The following is a 21342-nucleotide window of genomic DNA, read 5'->3' on the forward strand; positions in this document are numbered from 1 at the left end:
GATTACGATCTCCACCTCGCAGCATCCGAGGCTAAACCTCTGATTCCTTCAGACTAAAACCTTTCTGGCATCACACTCTCCACTCCGCAATAAGGCTCAAACCAATTCGGCTAAAGATGCCGGATTGAAGCCCTTCAGATCCGCGTAATCGCCTTTTTCCACTTTGGCGACCCAATCCTTGTCACTCAGCAGAACACGCCCTACTGCGATCAGATCAAACTCTTCGCGTTCCATACGCTCGACGAGCCGATCCAGACTCGCAGGGGTTGATCCCTGGCCGGCGAATGCATGAGTAACATCATTATCCAGCCCGACCGAACCGACGCTAATGGTTGTGGCCCCTGTGACTTTCTTCGCCCAGCCCGCGCAGTTCAGCCCGTTCTCACCATCAATTTCGGGAAACTCAGGGTCCCAGAAGCGTCGCTGCGAGCAATGCAGAACATCAACACCAGCCTCAACCAACGGTAGCAGCCAGTCTTCCATTAATGCTGGGGTCTCGGCGAGGCGCACTCCAAAGTCCTGCTGCTTCCATTGGCTAACGCGCATGATGATAGGGAATTCGGGCCCGACCGCATGACGAACGGCAGACACGATCTCAGCGGCAAAGCGCGAGCGCTCTTTGATCGTCGGTCCGCCGTAACGATCGGTGCGCTGGTTGGTACCCGCCCAGAAGAACTGATCGATCAAATAACCATGAGCCCCGTGGATCTCAACGGTGTCGAAGCCCAGGCGTTGGGCATCCGCCGCCGCCTTGGCGAACGCAGCAACTGCGTCTGCAATATCCTCTTCGCTCATCGCCACACCGCGCGGGTCATTTGGCGAATCGAGGCCAGATGGGCTTTCAACCGGCGCATCAGGCTCCCAGCCGCTGACGTCACGCACTGCACCGGTGTGCCAGAGTTGCGGCCCCATGCGGCCACCAGCATTGTGAACAGAATCGATCACGTTCTTCCATCCAGCTAGCGCTGCTTCGCCGTGGAAAAAAGGGATGCTGGAACCGTTACGTGAAGCGGGACGATCGATGACGGTCCCTTCTGACAAAATCAATCCGACCCGACCCTCAGCCCGCCGCCGGTAGTATGCTGCGCTCCCTTCCCCGGGGATGCCCTCCGGCGAAAATTGCCTCGTCATCGGCGACATGACAATCCGGTTTTTCAGTTCAAGCGATCGGATGGAAAAAGGACGAAATAAGATGCTGGTATCAAGGTTTGACATTGGATGGACTCCATTTGCTTTTGGAAGCCATATAAGTATATTTTGTAAACCAGATGTCAATTAGGCACCTAAAGTCGCCTAGGTATACATGAGGAAACTTCGATGCTGGAATTAAAGCCGCAATGTTTTTCGTCGGAGTGCCCAAGCCGGGCGCTGTTCGACCAAATCGCAGATAAGTGGTCGATGATGGTTCTGGCGGTGCTTGATGATGGCCCGCACCGCTTTAATGCCATCAAGCGCCGCCTGGAGGGCGTCACTCAGAAGGCACTGACACAGTGCCTGCGACGGCTGGAACGAAATGGCCTCGTCTCGCGCAAGGTCATTTCGTTCTCGCCCGTGGCAGTGCAGTATGAGATTACCCAACTTGGTCGAACACTGCAGCAGCCATTTCGCGAATTGCATAAATGGACACTCGACAAATTGCCTGAGGTTGAAGCGGCCCGGTTGAAGTTTGACGAGGCCGCGGAGGTAAACCTACCAACGCCACATTAAGTGCCTAATTGACGCTGGGTTTATCTGCAACCGCCTGATGAAGTTATTACTGTTCAAGCGATCGCAGAAGTCACGCTGCCAGCGTATTGGGCGTGCGAAATAATCGTCACAATAACGATATGGGAAAATTAATAAAAATCCGGTTTTCATCAAACTCATTGTTGCTGAAATCCCTGCGAACACTCGCATTACGCCATCTAACGCTGAGATTTTTCAGCGCACCGGACTGTACGACGTAGGCCAATTCCGATTCTCGGCCCCATTCTTTGCCATCTGTTATCGAACCTGTGTGGACATTATCACCGCTGATATATCGGTTCATTAATGTCAGGCCCGGGACACCGAGCACCGCGAAGTTAAAGTCATGGCGTAGCTGCCATGAACGCTCCTGAGCGTTATCAAAACTGGCGTTATAGCTATCGTTGGCCAAGGTTCCGCCGCTGGTGCCGTTGACCCGCATCCACGCGCTTTCGCCGGTGAGTTTTTGCAGGCCCACGTAGAAGGTATTGCCACCGTATTTGGCCGAGAGCAGGGCGAACGCGGTTTTGTTGTCCAGGTCGCCGGCTAGAGCGCTGCCGTCTTCCTTGCCGATGAAGTAGCCGAGGTTGGCGCCCAGGGTCCAGTCGCCGATGGGCTGGCTGTGGGTCAGGTTGAAGTATTTTTGCTGGTAAATGTCGGACAGTTCCGCGTACCAGACGCCGACCTGAGTACGTTTTTCGTTGAAGGCATATTCACCGCCGCCAAAGTTGAAACGGTCGGAGGTGAAGGCGCCGCGGCCGTTCATCGACATGTCTTCCATGCTCGCGTCGTTGCGCGGGCTGTTGCCACGGAACTGACCACCGTAGAGGCTCAGGCCGTTGATTTCGGTGGAAGTCACCTGGCCGCCACGGAAGGTTTGTGGCAGGGAACGGCCGTCGTCGGAACGCAGAATCGGCAGCACCGGCATCCACTCACCGACCTTCAGTTCGGTCTTCGACACCTTGCCCTTGAGGGCGACGCCCAGGCGACCGAAGTCATCAGCCGGGCGGCCGTCATCGTGTACCGGCAGCAGTTGTGTACCTGCCGTGCCACGACCGCCATCGAGCTTGACCGAGTACAGGCCCAGCACGTCCACGCCGAAACCGACCACGCCTTGGGTGAAACCGGACTTGGCGTCGAGGATGAAACTCTGGGTCCATTCCTCGGCTTTACCTTGGGCGGCGTTCGGGTTGATAAAGTTGCGATTGATGTAAGCGTTGCGCAAATTGAGGGTGGCCTTAGCGCCATCAACAAAGCCGCTATTCTGATCGGCTTGAACAGCCGCTGACGAACCCGCGCAGACCGCAAGAGTCAGACTGATCAGAGATTGATGTGCAGGCACGCTGCGGGAAATAACAGGGTAGCGCATGATGTTTTCTCACAATGAATTATTATTGTTTTGTGGCGATTTTTAGCACGTTAATAAACCTACGCACAGGCAGTTTGAAGAGCTAACTACCGAGCGACTGCAGGGATCACTTATGTGTTTTGTTACAGCCCTTTATTGAGAAATTTATAATTGCTTAATATCGACTTATGCAAAACCCGAGCGTGCGCAGATGCGAGCCTGACTCAATGCCGGTAATGGCACGCTCGTGGGGAATTGCGTAAGAACAACGACTGAAAGTTAAAACGTACTCGAACGCTCGGCGATCAACCCGCACTCCCCGGCGTTTTACAACGTGTGTATTCCAATTGATAAAGCGTGGTTTCTGGTCCCGTCGATTGCCCCTCCAGCAGCCGTTGCAGCTCCGCTACAAAAGACTCGCCAGCGTCACGAACATAGTCGGGCGCACACCCTTCGATCATGACGATCCAGGCTGGTATTTGGGTCCCTTCGGCGCGGGCCTTTTTCTCTGCGGTTTCAACCCTGCTCACGGCCTCATCAGCCACACACAAATGCACGCCCGTAATACCCTGTTTATCAGCGAGGGGAGGAAGCACGCGTTGGCGCAATGCGTCCGACACTGATTTATGCTGCCCTTCGACGACATCGAAACGGACCGTTAACAAATACGCGCCCTGCCCCACACCGCTGGTGTAAGTGACCTCGCAAATGGATCGCGCGACGTTGCGATAGGACTGCACCGACTGCTGGGTCCACGCCGTCGGACTGTTGAGACGCGATAAATAATCCTGCCCGCCCAACACCTGCACAGTGTCAGCCTCATAGAGGTTGAAATAGGTCGGCCCTGCATCCAGAGCGATGTATCGGCGCCCCCGTAAAAAGCCCGGAATTCCGGCCCGCTCAGGCATGTGTTCTCGGTTATGCCACTCATAGAACTCGTTCCGCGCTTCGGGCAAAAGATCATGCCAGATCGCGACTACACCTGTTCCTGCAAAGCTCATAGCGTTTTCCTCTAGCGATAGTCAGTCAACATTGGGATGGCGACCGGCGACCCATGCAGCGCCCATTTCAGCAACGTAAGGAACCACGGTCTGAAATTGCTCACCCAGCCCTTGGCCACCGACACGCATGGTGTCACCCGCCTTGAGAAATACCGGTGGTTTCTGCCCGAGCCCTACACCTGGTGGCGTACCGGTAATGATGACGTCACCCGGCATTAGCGGCATGAAGCGACTGAGGTACGCGACAATATGTGCAACGCTGAAAATCATCGTACGGGTATTGCCGGTCTGGAGACGTTTGCCGTTCACGTCGAGCCAGAGGTCAAGTGCCTGCGGATCGGCAATTTCGTCGCGAGTGACCAGCCAAGGTCCCAGAGGTGCGAAAGAAAAACCGCTTTTCCCCTTGGTCCACTGACCTTCGTACTCAAGCTGATAAGCCCGCTCGGAAACATCATTGGCCAGGCAATAACCGGCAATGTGATTCAATGCCTGCGACTCATCAATCTGCCAGGCGGGCGTACCGATAACGATGGCCAGTTCAACTTCCCAATCAAGCTTCTGAGCCCCCGTTGGTAAAATGACCGGGTCATTGGGGCCGCTGATGGACGCGGTGTGTTTGTTGAAGACCACCGGCTGGCTCGGGATAGGTGTATCCGTTTCAGCCGCGTGATCGGAGTAGTTCAGGCCGATGCAAATCAGGTTCGGTACGTTGCCTACGCATGGACCAAGACGTGTGCCAGGCGCCACCACTGGCAGCTTTTCAACGTCAACAGCACGCAGTTTTTCAAGCACTGTGGGGCTCAGGGCCGACGCATCGATGTCATCGACAATGCCCGAGAGGTCTCGAACGATTCCTTGCGAATCCAAAATTCCCGGCTGTTCCTGCCCCGGCAAACCAAAACGAACTAAGCGCATTTGTTACTCCTCCAGCGTTGAGAAATGGACAGACAATGAGCCGGCTTCGCCGAACTGAACATGCAGTGGCTGGTTGACGGGCACATCGAGAACACCTGCATAGGACCCGGTGATAATCACCTGCCCTGCTTGCAGCCCTATCCCTTGTGTAGACAGAAAATTGGCCAGCCATACGATCGGCAACGACGGATTCCCGTCCGGATGGCGGCCCTTGATATTCACAAGCTCTGCCGTTGCATCGCTCAGGGTGATATCCAGTTCAGAGGGAATGCTGGCAGGGTTCGACAGCGTGATTGGCGCCCCGAGTACCAGGCCGTGATTGAATAAACCGTCCGCGAGCAATTGCTCGAACGGCAATGTGTGTGGATCGGTGTAACGGCAATCGATCACTTCCAATGCCAAGTGCACGACGCTGATCGCAGCAATGATCTCTTCAGTTGCATAAGGCTCGACACGAGCCGGCAAATCATGGGCCAGGACGCACGCCAGTTCAGGCTCGATGCGCGCCTTATCGGCGTCGGCGGCCAGTCGGTAACGTTCGCCTTTTACGATGCTGTCGCTGTAGATCGGGGCAACGATCCACTTGCCAGCCGGGGGTAATGCACACTTCCACCCCCCCACGGTTTTTCCAGCCAATGGCCCCACATGCTGCTGAATGGCAAAACCTTGTGCGAGGCTGCTTGGCAGGCTCGGGCCTGGCAAGGATGCCAGCCGAACCCCCTCCAGCCGTGCACGGACCAGAGCGGCAGCAGCGACTTCCAACCCTGACCCCGCCTCGGTCCATGCAGGTGCGAGCTGGCTCATACGTTCTCCGAATGCACGCTGTTCTGGCGCGGCCAAACCGTCCCCAGCTTGTTGGCGGCATCTTCCAGCAGAGCATGCAATTCGTCATAACGTTCAGGCTGCATGCGCAAGACCGGGCCGGCGATACTCATCGTGCCAACCACAGTGCCAGATGGAACCAGCTTGACCGGTACGGCGATCGCCCAGACACCCGCCTCGGCTTCTTCAATGACCAAGCCATACCCGCGCTTGCGGGTCAGCGCCAGCTCGGCCAACAAGCCTTCAATGCTGTTGATCGCTTTCGGCCCCTGCCCCATCCCGGCATCAGCTTTCCCCAGTCCGCTACGCAGCGCATACTCAATGGCCAGTTCATCCGGCATTGAGGCCAGCCAGGCTTTGCCATTGGCGGTGGCGTAGAGATTGATCGGCTTATCCATGGCTGGCGAATACATAAGCCCTGGCGCGGCGCCTTGGGCCGAAGACAGCCAGGACAAGGTACCCTCGTTGACCACCGTCAGGCGCACCAACTCTTGGCACTGAACAGCCACTTGCTCAAGGATCGGCTGGACCAACTCAGGCAAGCCAATCCCATGTAAATAGCGCTGCCCCAGCAGTGCCAGCTTGAGAGTCAATCGGTATTGCGAGGTGGCTTCATCCTGTTCTGCCCACCCTTGCTCGACTAACTGAGCAAGCACTCGATGAGCAGGCCCCTTTTCCAAGCTCAGCTCGGCTGCGATATCGGACATCCGCATCCAGCGAGCTTCACGCGCCAGCAGCTCAATAGCCTCCAGGCAACGGTCAACAGCACCTTTGACGACTCTCATATTTTTCTCGACTTATCTTTGACAATGAGGTGAATGTGAGCAACATTGTTCGTACTGGAACGACGTTCCAATAGTATGCAGGCGTCACCCGATAAGTCAAACCTGCTTGTACCTGGTTGGCCTTATCGAGACAGGGCTAGCCATGCAACCGGGTCTCCAGAAGGTGGGAGACGCCTGGCGGATATAAAAAACCGGACCCTTCGGATTCGGCTCTTTATCAATAGACGTGCACCCGTGTTTGTTCAATCGTTGCGGGAGAACACCCAATGCAGCTCACCCACCTGCCTTACCTACAGCAGCCCGCGGGCAGCAAGATTGTGCATCATCGCTCGCAAGCCGAAAGTCCAGGGCGCAGCCTCATGGCTGTAGGTGACTGTGTTGCGCAACGTGCCCAGCAACGGGCTCCCAATGCTGACTTCATCACCCTGCTTATGCGTAAAGCCGCTTCCCGGTGCCTCACGATCCTGGGTAGGCGCAAACAAGGTTCCGAGAAAAAGCATGAAGCCATCAGGGTATTGGTGATCGCCGCCGACCGTCTGGGTCACGAGATCCAATGGATCACGGCTGATCAACGCCATGGAACTGCTGCCTTCAAGGACGAAGCCGTCGCCGCCCTGAACCTGCAAATCCACGACGCAGTTGCGCACGTCGTCGAGGGTAAACGTTTCATCGAACAGACGAATAAATGGGCCGATCGCACAGGACGCATTGTTGTCCTTGGCCTTGCTCAGCAGCAGTGCGCTGCGGCCTTCGAAATCACGCAAATTGACGTCATTGCCCAAGGTGACGCCATGCACTTGGCCTCGACTGTTCACCGCCAGCACAATTTCCGGCTCTGGGTTGTTCCATTCAGACTTATGATGAATGCCGATTTCGCTGCCACTGCCCACGGCGGCCAGAACCGGTGCCTTCGTGAAAATCTCCGCGTCCGGGCCGATACCGACCTCCAGGTATTGCGACCACATGCCTTGCTTAATCAGCACAGCTTTAAGGCGCATCGCTGCTGGCGAGCCCGGCTTGATTGCCCGCAAGTTATCGCCGATGGCTTCTTGCACCAAGCGGCGAACACTTTCCGCTTTTGCAGCATCACCTCGGGCCTGCTCCTCGATTACCCGCTCAATCATGCTGGACGCGAACGTCACCCCTGCCGCCTTGATGACTTGCAGGTCTGCTGGGGGCAGCAGAGATGCCTTGTCGGGATTGGCATGACTGCCAGTGTTCCCAAGCAACTCCTCGACAGTCCCGATGTACCTGCCAGGCGCTTGACGAACCGCCACCAATGGCGAGGTGTGCTCCAGCAGTTCGCTTATGGTCGAAAAGACTTCAGAAAGGTCAAACACACCGTCCTCACGCAGCAGCACCGGCGAGGGGCCTGCAATCGCACCCGGGATCCAGGCGCGGCCGATCAGCGTTCCGGCCAGGCCATCCACTGGCAGGGTGTTTTCGCGCGTCAGTTTCAGATTCGACATAGAGCTTCCAGATCAGTCAGCCATCAGAGCCGTAAAAGTAATGGACCTCCCCCGTAAATCCCAATGAAAGAATCTCACCGATCAATGCTGTTTTGTTATCGACAGACAAGGCCTTATCCGATGGAAAACGATCAAATTACTTTTGGCAGTGTTACTCGATGGCTGAAGATCAAACATTTGGTACTGGTCAATAGCTTGGCCAAGACCCGCAATATGCACACGACCGCAGAACAGATGAATGTTACCCAACCGGCCATAAGTAAATTGCTTCGCGATCTGGAAGTACTCCTGGGTTTCCCACTGTTTGAGCGTCAAACGCGCAACCTGGTCCTTACTGAACTAGGAGAGTTCGTGGCCCGTTATGCGCGTATTACCTTGGAAGACACGGAATCGTTCGTCGACCAAGTCAACAAGCTGCGCAAAGGCGGGCATGGCCATTTAAAGATCGGCACCATTTTCGCCGCAACATCAGTGGTGCTGCCGGAAGCGATCGCCAGCATAAAGCGTGAGCGCCCCCTCCTTTCTATTGAGGTAATCGAACAAACCAGCAACCACTTGCTGGAAATGCTCGAACAGAAAAAACTCGATTTAATCATCGCGCGCTTCACGGACGAGGATTGTCAGCCTTTCGAATTTACGTCGCTGGGACCTGAACCCTTCTGCCTTGTCGTGAACAGCACACATCCGCTGTGCCAACTTGAAGAGGTCCCCACCGAAGCACTCAGCGAATGGCCATGGGTCATGTATCCCTTTAATACGCCGATCCGACAACGCATGGAGCGCGCTTTCGCGATGTTCAAGATCGCCCCGCCAACCAACACAGTGGAGACAATTTCGATGCAAACCTTCCTGCAATTGCTGCAGTCCGGGCCAATGCTCGCCATGCTCCCCGAGTCCATGGTCCAGTCGCAACTGCAAAATGGGCAGCTTCAAATCCTCAATACGCCCTTCAAAGTTGAATCTCAGGATTACGGAGTTATCACTCGCAAGGATGAGCCCCTGTCAGAGCCAACGCGGATGTTTGTTGCGACCTTATTAGAGTTCGCCAGACTGCGGCAAACGGCTACAGAGAAGAAGCACTGCAGCGATCCAAGTAAAGGTCGATGAGGCAAAGTTATCGAGCAATCGAAAGCTCTCATTAGGCAGCCATTTCTATGAATCCTATAGTGCCGGCACAAAAGTGCGGCGCTATGAGTGACCGCGCACCACCCAGCAGCCCGTGAGGATGCGATGGAACTGATCATGAAAACCGGCGCAGCAGCTGTGCTGCGTTTGAACCCGCTGGACGATGTGCTCATCGCACGCCGACCGCTACTCGCTGGCGAAATCCTAGAGCAGGAAGGCGTGACCATCCGGCAAGCGATTGTGGCGGGCCATAAAGTGGCCTCCCGGCGTATCGAAGCCGGTCAACCGGTAAGGCGCTATGGGCAGATCATTGGCTTTGCGGTTGTCGACATAGAAGCAGGCGAGCATATCCATGTGCATAACCTGGCCATGGGGGAATTCACACGAGATTATGCTTTCAGCGTCGATGCGAAACCCAACGTCAAGCCGAGTGAAGCCCCGTCATTCATGGGCATCATACGCCCGGATGGACGCGTCGCGACGCGCAACTACATCGGCATTCTTACGTCAGTGAATTGCTCTGCCACAGTCGCGCGGGCTATCGCTGACCATTTTCGTCGAGACATCAATCCCGCCGCACTGCAAGCGTTTCCAAACGTCGACGGTGTTGTGGCTCTGACGCATTCCGCCGGCTGCGCCGTTGACCCTGCGGGCGACGGCTTGAGCATGTTGCGCCGGACATTGGCCGGATATGCGACCCACGCCAACTTTGCGGCCGTGTTGGTGATCGGTTTGGGGTGCGAGACGAACCAAATCGATTCATTACTCACGACGCAAGGACTAACCCGTAGTAATACTCTGCGCACATTCAATATCCAGGACAGTGGCGGTACATCCAAGGCCATCGCCAGTGGCATTGGTCATGTGACGGAATTGCTTGGCGAGGCCAATCGGATTCAGCGTGAACCGGTTAGCGCCCGCCATCTGACCGTAGGGCTTCAGTGCGGTGGCTCGGATGGCTACTCCGGTATTACTGCCAACCCAGCATTGGGCAACGCGGTGGATCGTCTGGTCGCTTGCGGCGGTACCGCGATTCTTTCTGAAACCCCTGAAATCTATGGTGCCGAACACTTACTGACACGGCGGGCTGTAAACCGTGAAGTCGGCGAAAAACTCATCGCTCGAATTCATTGGTGGGAACGCTACTGCGAGCGTATGGGAGCCGAGTTAAACAATAACCCCTCTGCCGGCAACAAGGCAGGTGGCTTGACCACCATTCTGGAAAAGTCGCTGGGCGCTGTGGCAAAGGCTGGCTCGAGCAACCTGATGGATGTCTACGAATATGCCCAGGCCGTCACTGCCAACGGGCTGGTTTTCATGGACACCCCTGGCTATGACCCCGTCTCCGCAACCGGCCAAGTCGCCGGTGGTGCCAACCTGATTGCGTTTACCACCGGGCGCGGATCGGCCTATGGCTGTGCCCCTGCCCCATCAATCAAGCTGGCGACTAATAGCGCCTTGTGGGCTCGTCAGCGAGAAGACATGGACATCAACTGCGGCGAAATAGCCGAAGACACTTTGACCATCGAAGAGTGCGGTGCAGCGATCTTTGAAACCATGCTGCGCATTGCCTCGGGCGAGCGCAGCATGAGCGAACAACACGGATACGGACAAAATGAGTTCGTGCCTTGGCAGATCGGCGCCGTCACCTGATTTTCAGTCCTGGGAATGCCTTGCCCAGCTATCTCTTGCACATTCAACCTGGAGACAACGATGTCCCTCATCACCGGCCAGAATTTTATCGGCGGTCAGCGCAGCGCCGCCGGCACTATCATCGTCAAGAGTGTGGATGCCAGCACGGGGGAAACCCTACCCTATGCCTTCCACCAGGCGACCTCGCAAGAAATCGAGGATGCTGCCCATGCAGCCTACAACGCTTTTTCCAGCTACCGCATCCTGAGCGCGAGCAAACGGGCTGAGTTTCTCGATGCTATTGCTGAAGAGCTAGAGGCTTTGGACGATGAGTTTATTGCCCTGGTTTGCCGTGAAACAGCATTGCCTGTAGCTCGCATCCAGGGCGAACGCGCACGTACCAGCGGTCAAATGCGCCTGTTTGCAAACGTACTGCGGCGCGGTGATTTCTATGGCGCTCGCATCGACCAAGCGTTACCACTTCGCAAACCGTTACCGCGCCCTGACCTTCGCCAGTACCGCACCGCCATCGGTCCGGTTGCTGTATTTGGTGCCAGTAATTTTCCGTTGGCCTTCTCCACGGCCGGCGGCGATACCGCCTCCGCGCTCGCGGCGGGTTGTCCGGTGATATTCAAAGCCCACAGCGGCCACATGGCTACTGCAGAACAGGTCGCCAACGCAATTATCCGGGCGGCCGAGCGCAGCGGCATGCCCGCCGGTGTCTTCAACATGATCTATGGCAGTGGCGTAGGCGAAGCCTTGGTAAAACACCCGCTCATCAAGGGCGTTGGTTTTACCGGATCGCTAAAAGGCGGTCGAGCATTGTGCGACATGGCCGCCGCTCGCCCCGAACCCATTCCAGTCTTCGCTGAGATGTCGAGCATCAACCCGGTGGTGATCCTGCCCCAGGCCCTCTCGCGTCGGGCCGACAGTATCGCTCACGATCTTGCCGCCTCGGTGGTTCAAGGTTGTGGGCAGTTCTGCACTAATCCAGGACTGGTGGTTGGCATTCGCTCGGATGCATTCAGTGCCTTTCAGGATAGAGTGGCAGCGTTGATAAACGACCAACCGGCACAGACAATGCTCAACGCAGGCACCCTGCGTAGCTATGCTTCTGGGTTGCAGAACCTGCACGCGCACCCAGGCATCGTGCATCTGGCTGGCAGCAACCAACAGGGGCACCAGGCCCAGCCACAGTTGTTTAAGGCCGACGTAGAGTTGCTGCTTAACGGCGACAAGGTTCTTCAAGAAGAAATCTTCGGCCCCACGTCGATCTTCATCGAGGTCACTAACCAGGCGCAACTCAACGCTGCCATCAATGCCCTTCACGGACAATTGACCGCAACCTTGATTGGTGAGCCAGAAGACCTTACGCAATTCGCAGAGTTGACTGCTTTGTTGGAGGTGAAGGTTGGTCGCATCCTTATCAATGGCTACCCAACGGGTGTCGAGGTCTGCGATTCAATGGTCCACGGTGGCCCTTATCCTGCAACTTCCGACAGTCGCGGCACCTCGGTTGGCACCTTGGCCATTGACCGCTTCCTGAGACCCGTCTGCTTCCAAAATTACCCCGATGCATTGCTTCCCGATGTGCTCAAGAACGCGAATCCGTTGAACATTTCGAGGCTCGTCGACGGTTCTCTCTCGAGAGATAGTTTGTAGGTTGGCGAGCGTGCAAGGCGGCATGTAGACGGATTGATTAAGGCGCGCGGGCTAGCGCGCCTTAAGGTCACCCTGCTCCTCTTACACCCTATTCGCTCAATTGCACGAGCGGGCTTTAGAGTGCTCGCTCGGCTTGGCGAGGACGTCCTCAACACCTCACAAATAACCTGCGTCCCCCTTGATCGACCAAGGAACGACTTCCCTTGACAGGGCGGTAATCTCAGTAACAGAATTACTGATGGAACGTAGTTACAATAACAACAATTGAGAAACCGGAGACACGTTATGAAGCAGAGCATACCGATCGACGCTCATTCCAAAAGCCAGTCAAAGAAAGCCGCAGCCAGCGGTTGGATCGGCTCGGCACTGGAGTATTACGACTTCTTTATCTATGCGACCGCGGCGGCCTTGCTGTTTCCACAGCTCTTTTTTCCGTCTGATAACCCAGCGGTCGGCATCATTGCCTCTCTGGCCAGCTTTGGTGTGGGCTATATTGCTCGACCGATAGGCGCTGTCGTCCTGGGGCATTTGGGTGATCGCCACGGCCGTAAAACGGTTCTGGTTTACTGCATGTTCCTGATGGGCTTCTCGACGATGTGTATCGGACTTCTGCCAACGTACCAGCAGATCGGGATCTGGGCGCCGGCGCTGCTTGTGATGTTGCGCCTGATTCAGGGTTTTGCGGTGGCCGGGGAGATCTCCTGCGCCAGCTCCATGATTCTCGAACACGCCCCGTCCGGTCGCCGTGGTTACTTCGCGAGCTTTACTCTCCAAGGGGTTCAGGCCGGGCAGCTGCTCGCGGCAGCAGTTTTCTTGCCTCTCGCTCACTTTATGCCTGCGGATCAGTTCGCATCCTGGGGCTGGCGGATTCCGTTCCTGCTCAGCGTTGTAGTCGTCATCATGGGATATATCATTCGCCGCCAGGTCGACGAGACACCTGTATTTGCCAAACAAAAAAAGCAAGGCGAAGAAGCTACTGTTCTGCCAGTTGTCGAAGTCATCCGGCAGAGCTGGGGTGATCTCTTGCGTGTGATCTGCATGGCACTAGCTGCGGTGATCGCCATTGTCGCCTCGGTATTCGGCGCTACCTATGCGGTTCAACCGGCCTATGGAATCGGTTTCCCTGCAGGTGTCTATTTGTGGATTCCTCTGCTGGGTAACATGTGTGCGGTGATCCTGATCCCCTTGGTCGGTAACCTCTCAGACAAAATCGGCCGCAGGCCCCCAGTCATTATTGGCGTTCTCTGCGCTGGACTGCTCTCGTACGCGTATCTGTACGCTATTAGCATCCACAACCTGTGGCTTTCGCTGGTCCTCTCTGTACTCATGTGGGGCGTCGCCTACCAGGGCTTCAACGGCGTATTCCCAAGTCTCTTTCCCGAATTGTTCCGTACGCGGGTGCGTGTGACCGGCATGGCCATCGGACAGAACATAGGGACCGCGATGACTGCGTTTCTCCCGGCAATCTTCGTCACTGTTGCGCCCCCCGGCTCCGAGAATATCCCACTAAAAATCGGTTCTCTTACATTAGGTATCTGTGTTATCGCTGCGATCGCGGCGTTCACTACACGTGAAACATACCGGATTCGCCTTGAAGATCTCGGCAAGCGCAACGCAGTGCCTATTGCCAAAGAAGAATACGATCGTATGCGGGCCGACGCGATGCAGGGCACAGCTCAGACAGATGCACCGAAGGATCTGGCTAGCCAACTGCACTCATAACGACTTTCGACGATCACACTGGTGCGACCATTAGGTTTTCGCGACCCACACAGGCCCGACGGGCAGAGCAGCATCATGCGGTCGGCACTTGCCAATGCATAGCCATCGACGTTGTGCATGACCCAAGAAGCCGCCAGGACGCCTCTTCCCGTCAACATCAAATATCAGGCAACCATGGCCCCACATATCACAGGAACAACTCGGCTTTATGGATTGGTCGGCCATCCGCTGGTGGCTGCCAAGTCTCCGCAATTATTCAACCGACTCTTTATAGAACAGCAGGCAGACGCGGTTTGTGTTCCATTGGAGGTCAAGGCCGATGACCTGCCCTCGTTCGTGACGGGTGCCAGGGCACTGAACAATCTCGCTGGCATCCTGGTCACCATGCCTCACAAGCAAAGGATGCTGGATGTTGTCGACGAACTTCATCCGACTGCGCGTCAAGTCGGCGCAATCAACGTCATTCGTTGCGAGACAGACGGACGCTGGGTCGGCGCTGTATTCGATGGCCTCGGCTGTGTGCTTGGCATGCAATGGGAAGGCTACTATCCAGCGAACAAAAACGTTCTTTTGGTCGGCGCTGGAGGCGCAGGCAGAGCGATCGCATTTGCCGTCGCGTCGGCGGGCGCCCGATCCCTCACTATCTCCGATGTCGACGAACACCGAGCCGAGGAACTGGCGAAATCAGTTGCTGCCGAAACAGGTTGCATCACGCAGTCCGGCCCACCGGATCCACATGACTATGAAATCGTGATCAATGCCACGCCGCTTGGCATGAGCAAAAATGATCCTATGCCTGTGGACCCCGACCGGCTCCAGCCCGGCACCCTCGTCGTGGATATCATCAACTCGCCGGACTCGACACCGCTTTGCGATGCTGCGCGTAAACGAGGTTGTCGTACCCAGGACGGGGGTCCCATGCACAAAGGTCAGGCGCTGCTTGCACTGCGCTTCCTTGGGTTCGATTACCACCCCGACAACGTAACAGCACCGCGCTAGGAGTGAGTACATATGAAAGTTGCGTTACTGGAAGTCAGCCATTGGCATGTCCCACTGTATCTGAATGCGCTTGAGACCCATGGGGTCCAAGTGGTGGCCGTGTCGGATTCAGAGCACGTGAAGGGCACGGCCATTGCCGAGCGATTCAAATGCCCTTTGTATAGCTCCTCCTATGAATTGCTTGAGCGCGAGGCGGTCGATTTTGCTTTCGTGTTCGGCAGGCATTCGCAAATGCCGTCGCTGGCAGAGGCCGTGATCGCACGAAACATCCCTTTTGCCCTGGAAAAGCCCTGCGGCATCAACATGGCGCAGGTCACACGACTGCGTGAGCTGGCCGAGCAAGCCAATCTCTACTGTGCTGTGCCGTTGATCTTCCGCATGAGTGAACTGCTTAGCGCGCTGCAAGACACTGAGGGACACTTGGCCACTGACTTCAACTACATGTCTTTCCGTTTCATCGTAGGTCCGCCCGCTCGTTATGAAACGGCAGGCTCAGGCTGGGCCATCGATCCCGTTTTTTCAGGAGGCGGATCGACGATCAACGTGGCGACGCATTTTATCGATCTCTTCAGACTGCTGACCGGTAAGGAGGTCTCGCGAGTCTCAGCCGTCATGAATTCGCTCACGCATCGGGGTGCCGTCGAAGACTATTCGTTATTGACCCTGCAGACTGAGGATGGCGTGATCGGTGTTGTGGAAACGGGATACAGTTTCCCCAGTACCGCCGACGAGCAGCGCGAGTTCTCCTTCACCCTCTCATCTGATCGCATATATGCCAAATCCGGTCCCGACCGAATCGAAATAAGGGATCGACAGAACCTTGCCGCCGGCACTCGAAGCCGCCGACTGCAACTGGATACAGACGTCTATTACCCACTGTTCGTCAAGCAAGTGCTTACTGAATGTCGTAACGGCGCCAAGCCAATTGCCTCATTGCGCGACGCCGAGGCCATCATGCAGGTCATGGACGCCGCCTACGCTTCAGCTCGGCAAGGAGGTACGCTTTTGACGCTTACGCCGACGTCTGAATGATTCGAGCCGCCGAGCTGAATCGACACCTAGACAGCTAACAATTGCGACTTGCGCCGGTCTCTGTCTGGATTGAGGTGATTGGGTCGCTTAATTAGTCGAGCCGTCCACCATTCTCCCGTGCGTGCTTGATGTCTCTCGAGGGTGGGGCTCCGAAACGCCGGGCATATTCGCGACTGAATTGAGCGACACTTTCATAGCCTACCCGCAAGGCGGCCGTGTTCACATCGACCCTATCGGTCAACATCAGGCTGCGCGCGGCTTGCAGCCGTAACGACTTTTGATATTGAACGGGGCTGGTGCCTGTCAGCTTGCGAAAATTGTGATGCAGAGTAGAGCTGGCCATGCCCGATCGTTCGGCGAGATCGGCCACGTGCAGCGGTTTGTCGTAATGATGTTTCAACCATTCAATGGCTCTCACGATGCCCTTGTCTCGGTAACCATCGCGAGTGACGCTGCGCAGCCACTGGCCTGCGCCACTGAGCAGCAGCCGAACGCATATCTCCCGCTTGATAAGGTTCGACATCAAACCTGCCTCAAGCGGCCGTTCGATCAGCGTGGAGAGTCGGGTGAACGCGTCGAGCATCTCACTCGACGCCGCACCAGATGCGAAGCCTCGTGCTTCAGAAGCCATTTCCTGCCTTGGTGGTTCCAAGGTCTGGATCACCTCATTGAGCATGGCAAGATCGAGCTTCAACACAACTGATAGATAAGGGGTTTGCTCGTTAGCCGCGGTAACGCGAGCCAATGTGGGTATAAACGCCCCCTGCCCGAACTCACAGGCTTGCTCACCGAACGTGATCTCCTTCGCACCCTGAAGAATGATGGCTACACAAGGCTCATAAATGCAGTACGTGGGTGTACCTAGCTCGGCCATTCGATAAAAGGTCAGGCCTGGAATCGATGTTATGCAGACCTCGTTCAAACCAATCTGCTGGGTGACTTTTTCGATAAGCCGTCTGAGTACCTGGAGGCGTTCGTTGGGCTGAGCGGGTTCGCTCAAGGTCAGGGAATGCACATGGCCGAAACCGAACTGCGAGAAGGAACCGCTCGTCATCACATGCCCCCCTATTTACGGAATGTTCGAGTCTGCTGAGAGTGCGTGACCAGCACAAGTGCATCGGCAGGATTGTGCAAAAGATATGGCGCATTAGGGTCACCCGGCCAACCCTCGTTGTTCTAGTTTCTAGTATGAAGACCGGCTTCGATGAGCCTGTGAACCCTCAGTCGCGAAAGGAAAGTTGGATGGACAGACGAGATTTTCTTACCTATTCGGCGGCGGGTGCTGTTGCAGCCGCTTTGCGAGTGGGGGCAAAACTGGGGGCATCATTAGTTTTTTATGACCCTAAAACACCGTCCTAGAGCCCGGTCAAAATGTTCTTCGGCGATCCGGACAGTCTCTGAAGAGGGACGCCAAATCGCCCTCTCAGGCCCTGACTTACAAGGTTAAGTGTCTTGTTAAAGTTCACTGTCATCCGTCAAAAGCTGCTTTATTCCATCACCTCTGGGGACATCCTGAAAAAGGATGTCCCCAGCCATGGCCCAGAAAACTCCTCCCTACAAGGTGTATGAAACTCCCACCTGCACGGTTCTCGGCGCGCCCGGATAGGCGTAAACGTTGCCAAAGGCGCCTTCATCATAGTGGCTGTCGAACACATTCTTCAGGTCAAGGTTAAGCCGCAGGTGTTCGTCGACTTTGTAAAAGCCGAGCAGGTCGAACACCTCGTAGCTATCCATGGAAAAGGCATTGGCCGCGGTCTGGCCGGCGCGCTCGTCGACATACTTGGCTCCCAGCCCCAGGCCCAGTCCTTTGAGGCCACCGTCCTGAAACTCGTAGACGTTCAGCAGGCTGAAACTGTTGCGCGGAATGTTCACCAGGCGGGTGCCTGACTTCAGCACGTTGTCCTGGGTGACTTCGGCATCTACATAGGCGTAGCCACCGATCATGCGCCACTCTGGCGTGAGGTTGCCGGCCACATTCAGATCAAAGCCACGGCTACGAACTTCACCCGCCGCAACGCTGAAGGTCGAGTCCACCGGGTCTGTCGTCAGGACGTTGCGTTTTTCGATCTGATACACCGCGGCATCCACGCTCAACTGACGATCGAAGGCCTGCCACTTGACACCCACCTCATAGGATTTGCCTTCTTCAGGTTTGAAGCCACCGCCCGTTCGACTGGCACCGCTGTTGGGCTTGAAGGACCGTGCCGTATCGGCATAGATCGCCACGGTCGAGGTCAAGTCGTAGATCAGCCCCAGGCGCGGGGTGACAGCATTGTCGCTGTTGGTCCAGCTCACACCGTTGACGAGGTTGTTGTCGTAATCATGTTCGAAGCGTTCAAAACGTACGCCTGCCAAGACTTTCAAGCGCTCGGTCAGCGCCACCTGATCTTGCACGAAAGCAGCATAGGTCTTGAGGTTTTCCTGATCATGGGTGGTGGTGCGAGTCAACGCCGGACGCGGCTGGCCGTAGACCGGACTGAAAATGTCGATGGGGTAGGCACTCACCGCCCCACTGGAGCGACGGATGATCGATTTGTAATCGTAATCCTCATACTCGATGCCCGTGAGCAACGTGTGGTCGAAGCCACCGATGGAAAAATGTCCGGTCAGGTTCAACTGCACATCAAGGTCACGCCATTCCAGTTTGCGATAGTTGAAGTTGCGCCCCAGCGTTCGGCCGTCGGCAGCGACACCGTTGGCTTCGATGGCATTGCCTTGCAGACTGCCGTCGAGAAATTGCGTGCCGCCACCCAAGGTCCAGTTGTCGTTGAGGAAATGTTCGAAACGCAGTTGCGCCATGTTGTTGTCGTTGTGCAGCTTGCCGATATCCTTTTCACCGAAAAAAGTATCCCGCGATGCGACGCCAATCTGATTGCGATAGCGAGTCACGCCCCGATCGAGCGGCGCGTTGTTGCGCATGAAATCGCCTTCAAAGGTGATACGGGTAGTGTCGTTGACCTGCCAACCGAGGACCGGCGCCACACCGTAACGCTCGTTTTCGACGTGATCACGGAAGGTGTCGCCACCCTCGCCTATCACGTTCAGCCGATAGGCCAGTCGCCCTTCATCATCCAGCGGGCCTGAGGCATCCAGCGTTCCGCGACGCATGCCCTGATCGTTGAGCTGACTGCCTAACGTGACCGTGCGCTCGGGCAGAGGTTGTTTGGACACCACGTTGAAGGTGCCACCCGGGTCGCCACGGCCATAGAGCATGGTGGCTGGCCCGCGCAGGACCTCCAGGCGCTCGATGGTGTTGGCATCGGGCATGTTCGGATAACCGCGGTTGATCGGGAAACCGTTGCGGTAGAACTCACCGGTGGTAAAGCCTCGCACGGTGAAAGTGGTCAGGCCCTGGCCGCCGAAGTTGTTCGCGCGACCCACGCCACCCGCGTAATCGAGAGCGTCCTGCAGGCGAGTGGCGCCGAGGTCTTCCACGACATCCCGGGTGACCACGCTGATGGATTGTGGGGTTTCATGAATCGGAGTGTCGGTGCGCGTCGCACTGGCCGAACGGGTCGCTCGATACCCCTGTACCGGGCCCTGGGCCGGCTCTTCGAATGTGCCGTTGATATCGATCGCTTGTAACTCTATTGACGCAGGATCAGTCGGTGCCTGGTCAGCCCAGGTGGTCTGGGAAATGGCTTGGATCACACACAGAGAAACGAGAGTTCGACGCATCGACAGACAGCCTTGAGAAGATGCCGGGCACATCACGGGCTCGGCGAGAATTGATGACGAATAATATCAATTCCCATTCGCTGCTGATACGTTTTATCTCTGTAAAACAGGGGCAAGTGCAAAATTAATTGCGGCTCATGGCCGGGCATTAGTGACGCAATAGCCGACGCAGCGGAACCCCATCTTTGAGGACCGGCGACTTGATGACGATGTAACTGAAGTACTTGGATATACCGATGTTCTTGTCCAGCAGGCCTTCAATCACTTCCTGATAATGCTGGATGCTGCAGGTCATGAAACGCACCAGGTAATCGTAACCACCGCTGATCAAGTGGCACTCGAGTACCTCATCGACCAAACGGATATTGGACTCGAACTTGGCGAAGTCCTCCCGCTTGTGGTCGCTGAGCGTGATCTCGGTGAATACCGTGACCGAGTCGGTGATCTTGGCAAGATTGAGATGGGCTCTATATCCGGAAATATACCCGGCCGACTCGAGCCGCTTGACCCGTTGCAAACATGGGCTGGACGACAGACCCACCGCATCGGCCAAGCTGACGTTAGTCATTCGGCCGTCTTTTTGAAGTTCAACCAGGATACTGATATCAATTCGGTCTAGTTTGATTAAACCTTCCATCGTGTACCTCTTGATTGCCATTCAGTTATACAGTGGTTTTAGCAAAGTCAGCGTCGCAAAGATAGCTGATGCTGAGCGACCAAGTCGGCCATGCTATTGATGCAAAAATCCGCGGGACATTGCTGGGTATCGTTGCCATGGCCACGACAAATCAGGCACAAACCAGCCGATTTTGGCGGCTCGGCAGGAGGCCTGGAGACCTGCAGGATATCTTTGGCTTGCAGGTTATTGTCCTGCAGCCAGACGCTGTCCTCCAGTGGCTTGCTGACTCGGGAAAGCAAGTCTTCGGGCGTAATCCCCAATCGCTCACAGAGCTGTTCGCGATCCTCGGCATCACGATCGCAGCACACCAGCAGCCGATAGAATTTGCGCAGATACAACATGGCTCCGGGCGCATCCTCGAACAGCGTCCAATTGCCCACCGATCGGGCGAAACTCATCCCCTCCTCCCAACTGGCCTTGAGCCCATAACGCTCTGCCAACTGACGATGGGCGAAGCACAATAAGCCACTGAAACCCAGCTCGGAAAAACGTGGATAGAGCGTGCGCACCGCCTCGTCAAACGCAGCCAATACCTCTTCCCTGCCCAGCACGCCCGGATGGTTTTCGAGCAACGGTTGCAGGGCCGTCCAGATACCGGAGTCCCGATCGACAAGGACTTCGTCGCAATCGATCAGCAGTGCACGATAATCAGTCAGGAACATGGTGTGTTGCCTCCCATGATGCATTTCATCAATCCATGCGTTCCAAATGCCCCGGTTGGCGCAGTGCTACGTTGCGCCAACCGAAG

Annotated in this window: 19 protein-coding genes; 8 read left to right on the forward strand and 11 right to left on the reverse strand. The window is 56.1% G+C overall.

Features of this window, described 5'->3' with window-relative positions; all coding sequences use genetic code 11:
• Positions 1 to 96 precede the first annotated feature (96 nt).
• Entirely contained in the window at positions 97 to 1215 is a 1119-nt protein-coding gene (locus PSH88_RS15225) for an NADH:flavin oxidoreductase (RefSeq protein ID WP_305421327.1), read from the reverse strand.
• Between the two features lie 102 nt (positions 1216 to 1317).
• Between PSH88_RS15225 and PSH88_RS15230 the strand changes: the two genes are divergently transcribed.
• On the forward strand, positions 1318 to 1707 hold the full coding sequence (locus tag PSH88_RS15230; protein ID WP_160892790.1) for a winged helix-turn-helix transcriptional regulator: 390 nt from the start codon (positions 1318 to 1320) through the stop codon (positions 1705 to 1707).
• 106 nt (positions 1708 to 1813) lie between these two features.
• Here the strand turns inward: PSH88_RS15230 and PSH88_RS15235 are convergent, their stop codons facing one another.
• The 6 genes from PSH88_RS15235 to PSH88_RS15260 form a co-directional block, all read right to left on the reverse strand.
• Positions 1814 to 3094: an OprD family porin gene (locus PSH88_RS15235; protein ID WP_305483284.1), complete on the reverse strand. Its 1281-nt coding sequence runs from the start codon at positions 3092 to 3094 to the stop codon at positions 1814 to 1816.
• 284 nt (positions 3095 to 3378) lie between these two features.
• Positions 3379 to 4074: a DUF4286 family protein gene (locus tag PSH88_RS15240; protein WP_305421333.1), complete on the reverse strand. Its 696-nt coding sequence runs from the start codon at positions 4072 to 4074 to the stop codon at positions 3379 to 3381.
• 21 nt (positions 4075 to 4095) lie between these two features.
• The gene (locus PSH88_RS15245; RefSeq protein WP_305421335.1) at positions 4096 to 4989 is read right to left on the reverse strand and encodes a fumarylacetoacetate hydrolase family protein; all 894 of its coding nucleotides are present in this window, start codon (positions 4987 to 4989) and stop codon (positions 4096 to 4098) included.
• 3 nt (positions 4990 to 4992) lie between these two features.
• The gene (locus PSH88_RS15250) at positions 4993 to 5793 is read right to left on the reverse strand and encodes a fumarylacetoacetate hydrolase family protein (protein ID WP_305421337.1); all 801 of its coding nucleotides are present in this window, start codon (positions 5791 to 5793) and stop codon (positions 4993 to 4995) included.
• The gene (locus tag PSH88_RS15255; RefSeq protein WP_305421339.1) at positions 5790 to 6596 is read right to left on the reverse strand and encodes an IclR family transcriptional regulator; all 807 of its coding nucleotides are present in this window, start codon (positions 6594 to 6596) and stop codon (positions 5790 to 5792) included. The genes PSH88_RS15250 and PSH88_RS15255 overlap by 4 nt, the downstream gene beginning before the upstream one ends.
• Positions 6597 to 6886: 290 nt before the next feature.
• Complete coding sequence (locus PSH88_RS15260; protein WP_305483285.1) at positions 6887 to 8065, reverse strand: fumarylacetoacetate hydrolase family protein; 1179 nt, start codon at positions 8063 to 8065, stop codon at positions 6887 to 6889.
• A 120-nt stretch (positions 8066 to 8185) separates the two neighbouring features.
• Between PSH88_RS15260 and PSH88_RS15265 the strand changes: the two genes are divergently transcribed.
• The 6 genes from PSH88_RS15265 (at position 8186) to PSH88_RS15290 (ending at position 16237) form a co-directional block, all read left to right on the forward strand.
• A complete protein-coding gene (locus tag PSH88_RS15265) occupies positions 8186 to 9172 on the forward strand; it encodes a LysR family transcriptional regulator (RefSeq protein WP_305421343.1) in 987 nt (328 codons plus the stop codon).
• A 123-nt stretch (positions 9173 to 9295) separates the two neighbouring features.
• Positions 9296 to 10843: a UxaA family hydrolase gene (locus PSH88_RS15270; RefSeq protein WP_305421344.1), complete on the forward strand. Its 1548-nt coding sequence runs from the start codon at positions 9296 to 9298 to the stop codon at positions 10841 to 10843.
• Between the two features lie 60 nt (positions 10844 to 10903).
• The gene (locus tag PSH88_RS15275; protein WP_305421345.1) at positions 10904 to 12484 is read left to right on the forward strand and encodes an aldehyde dehydrogenase (NADP(+)); all 1581 of its coding nucleotides are present in this window, start codon (positions 10904 to 10906) and stop codon (positions 12482 to 12484) included.
• A 285-nt stretch (positions 12485 to 12769) separates the two neighbouring features.
• Positions 12770 to 14206 (forward strand): MFS transporter, encoded by a 1437-nt coding sequence (locus tag PSH88_RS15280; protein ID WP_305421346.1) that lies wholly within the window; start codon positions 12770 to 12772, stop codon positions 14204 to 14206.
• 117 nt (positions 14207 to 14323) lie between these two features.
• Positions 14324 to 15205 carry a shikimate dehydrogenase family protein gene (locus PSH88_RS15285; RefSeq protein ID WP_305421347.1) on the forward strand — a complete coding sequence of 294 codons (882 nt, stop codon included), beginning with the start codon at positions 14324 to 14326 and terminating at the stop codon, positions 15203 to 15205.
• 12 nt (positions 15206 to 15217) lie between these two features.
• Positions 15218 to 16237, forward strand: a complete 1020-nt coding sequence (locus tag PSH88_RS15290; RefSeq protein ID WP_305421348.1) for a Gfo/Idh/MocA family protein — start codon at positions 15218 to 15220, stop codon at positions 16235 to 16237.
• A gap of 91 nt (positions 16238 to 16328) precedes the next feature.
• Here the strand turns inward: PSH88_RS15290 and PSH88_RS15295 are convergent, their stop codons facing one another.
• A complete protein-coding gene (locus PSH88_RS15295) occupies positions 16329 to 17291 on the reverse strand; it encodes an AraC family transcriptional regulator (RefSeq protein WP_305421349.1) in 963 nt (320 codons plus the stop codon).
• Between the two features lie 188 nt (positions 17292 to 17479).
• On the opposite strand from PSH88_RS15295, the gene PSH88_RS30475 reads away from it, so the two are divergent.
• Positions 17480 to 17596, forward strand: a complete 117-nt coding sequence (locus tag PSH88_RS30475; protein WP_370694648.1) for a twin-arginine translocation signal domain-containing protein — start codon at positions 17480 to 17482, stop codon at positions 17594 to 17596.
• A 195-nt stretch (positions 17597 to 17791) separates the two neighbouring features.
• On the opposite strand, the gene PSH88_RS15300 is transcribed toward PSH88_RS30475, so the two are convergent.
• From PSH88_RS15300 to PSH88_RS15310, 3 genes are all read right to left on the reverse strand, one after another.
• Positions 17792 to 19915, reverse strand: a complete 2124-nt coding sequence (locus PSH88_RS15300; protein WP_305421350.1) for a TonB-dependent siderophore receptor — start codon at positions 19913 to 19915, stop codon at positions 17792 to 17794.
• Between the two features lie 148 nt (positions 19916 to 20063).
• Positions 20064 to 20552: an Lrp/AsnC family transcriptional regulator gene (locus PSH88_RS15305; RefSeq protein WP_008146530.1), complete on the reverse strand. Its 489-nt coding sequence runs from the start codon at positions 20550 to 20552 to the stop codon at positions 20064 to 20066.
• A 47-nt stretch (positions 20553 to 20599) separates the two neighbouring features.
• Positions 20600 to 21256, reverse strand: a complete 657-nt coding sequence (locus PSH88_RS15310; RefSeq protein ID WP_305421351.1) for an HAD family hydrolase — start codon at positions 21254 to 21256, stop codon at positions 20600 to 20602.
• Between the last annotated feature and the right edge of the window lie 86 nt (positions 21257 to 21342).

This window comes from Pseudomonas wuhanensis (assembly GCF_030687395.1).
Lineage (GTDB): Bacteria > Pseudomonadota > Gammaproteobacteria > Pseudomonadales > Pseudomonadaceae > Aquipseudomonas > Aquipseudomonas wuhanensis.